The following is a 2,095-nucleotide window of genomic DNA, read 5'->3' as shown; positions in this document are numbered from 1 at the left end:
GTCATGCCACGGTGTTCATGGTTGTTCAGGCGGCCCTGGCAGCGTTGTTGAGCCGTCTGAGCGGGAGTAGTGACATTGCTCTGGGTTCTCCGGTGGCCGGGCGCTCGGACGAAGGTCTCGACGATCTCGTGGGGTCCTTCGTGAATACGTTGGTGTTGCGGACGGACACGTCGGGTGATCCGACGTTCGCCGAGCTGATCGACCGGGTCCGGGAAGCGGATCTGGCGGCCTACGCCCATCAGGACCTGCCGTTCGACCGGCTGGTCGAGCACCTCAACCCCACCCGCAGCCTCGCCCACAACCCCCTCTTCCAAGTCATGCTGACGACGCTCGGCGACATCGAGGGCAGCTTCTCGTTCACCGGAGTGAGCGTCGACGGCAACTTCGTCAACCCGGGTGTCGCCCGCTCCGACCTCTCCTTCGGCATCTTCGAGCGCTTCGACGGTGACCGGCCCGTCGGCATCCGGGGCAACCTGGAGTACGCGACCGACCTGTACACCGAGGAGGGCGCCCGGCGCCTGGTCGACCGGCTGGTCCGGATGCTCACCGCCATGGCGGTGGAGCCGCACCGGCACCTGCTGGACGTGGACATCCTCGACGCCGACGAGCACGAGCAGCTGGCGGGCTTCAACACGACCACCCAGACGGTGCCCGACACCGACCTCGTCACCTTGATCGAGCGGCAGGCGCGGGACACTCCGGACGCGCCCGCCGTACTGGCCGGCGACACCACCCTGACCTACGCCGAACTCGACGCCCGAGCCAACCGCCTCGCCCACCACCTCGTCGATCGGGGCGTCGCCCCGGAGAGCGCCGTCGCTCTCCTGATGGAGCGGTCGCCGGAGCTGATCGTCGCCCAGCTCGCCGTCCTCAAGGCCGGTGGCTACTACGTACCGCTGCACCTGTCCGACCCGGCGGACCGCATGCGTTACGTGCTCCGCGAAACGGCCGCCGAACTGCTGCTGACCGACGCCCACACGGCGGGGCACGCTCTGCGGGCCGGGAGCGGCCCGGCCGGCATCGGTCTGATCCGCGTCGACGACCCCTCGGTGGGCGCACCGTACCCGGCGACCGCGCCGGTCGTCCCACGCCACCCGAGCCGACTGGCTTACGTGATGTACACCTCGGGCTCCACCGGAGAGCCCAAGGGCGTCGCGACCCCGCACCGTGGTGTGGTCGACCTCGGCCTGGTCGACACCTGGGGCATCGGCGCGGCGGACCGGGTGCTGTTCCACTCACCACACGCCTTCGACGCCGCCACCTACGAGGTATGGGTGCCGCTGCTCGCCGGCGCTGCCGTCGTGGTCGCTCCGCCGGGCGTCCGGGTCGACGCGTCCCTGATCACAGAGCTCGTCGACACCTACGCCATCACGCACGTGCATGTGACCGCCGGTCTCTTCCGGGTCTTCGGCGAGGAGAGTCCCGAGTGCTTCGCCGCGGTGCGCGAGGTCTTCACCGGGGGTGACTCGGTCACCGCCAGCTCGGCGCGCCGGGTACTGGAGAAGTGCCCCGACACGGTGGTTCGGCACGGGTACGGCCCCACCGAGATCACATTCGCCGCCACCTCCAATCTGTTCCACACACCCGACTCCGTACCTTCGACCGTTCCGGTCGGTGGTCCGGTGGGGAATGTGCGGGTGTTCGTGCTGGATGGTGGGTTGTCGCGGGTGGCGGTGGGTGTGGTGGGGGAGTTGTATGTGGCCGGGGTGGGTTTGGCGCGTGGGTATTTGGGGCGTTCGGGGTTGACGGCTGGGCGGTTCGTGGCGTGTCCGTTCGGGGTGGGTGAGCGGATGTACCGGACGGGTGATCTGGTGCGTTGGGTTTCGGGTGGGGTGCTGGAGTTCGTGGGCCGGGTGGATGACCAGGTGAAGGTGCGGGGTTTCCGTATCGAGTTGGGTGAGGTGGAGGCGGGGGTCTCGGCGGTGCCTGGGGTGGGTCAGGTGGCGGTGCTGGTGCGTGAGGATGTGCCGGGTGACCGGCGGTTGGTGGCGTATGTGGTGCCGGACGGGGACGCGGTTGTGGATCCGGCGGTGCTGCGGTCGGTGGTGGCGGGGGTGTTGCCGGAGTACATGGTGCCGTCGGCGTTCGTGGTGCT

The 2,095-nt window shown here is 69.2% G+C and carries 1 protein-coding gene; it reads left to right on the top strand.

The genetic code is table 11. From position 1 onward, the window contains the following. Window positions 1–17: 17 nt before the first annotated feature. Window positions 18–2,095, top strand: a 2,078-nt coding sequence (locus GA0115234_RS41165) for a non-ribosomal peptide synthetase (RefSeq protein ID WP_237542166.1), incomplete at its 3' end; no start/stop codon positions are given.

This window comes from Streptomyces sp. DvalAA-43 (assembly GCF_900091725.1).
In the GTDB taxonomy this organism is placed as follows: Bacteria; Actinomycetota; Actinomycetes; order Streptomycetales; family Streptomycetaceae; genus Streptomyces; species Streptomyces pulveraceus.
Note: the sequence above shows the minus strand (reverse complement) of the source record. Positions and strands in the feature narration are given on the sequence as shown.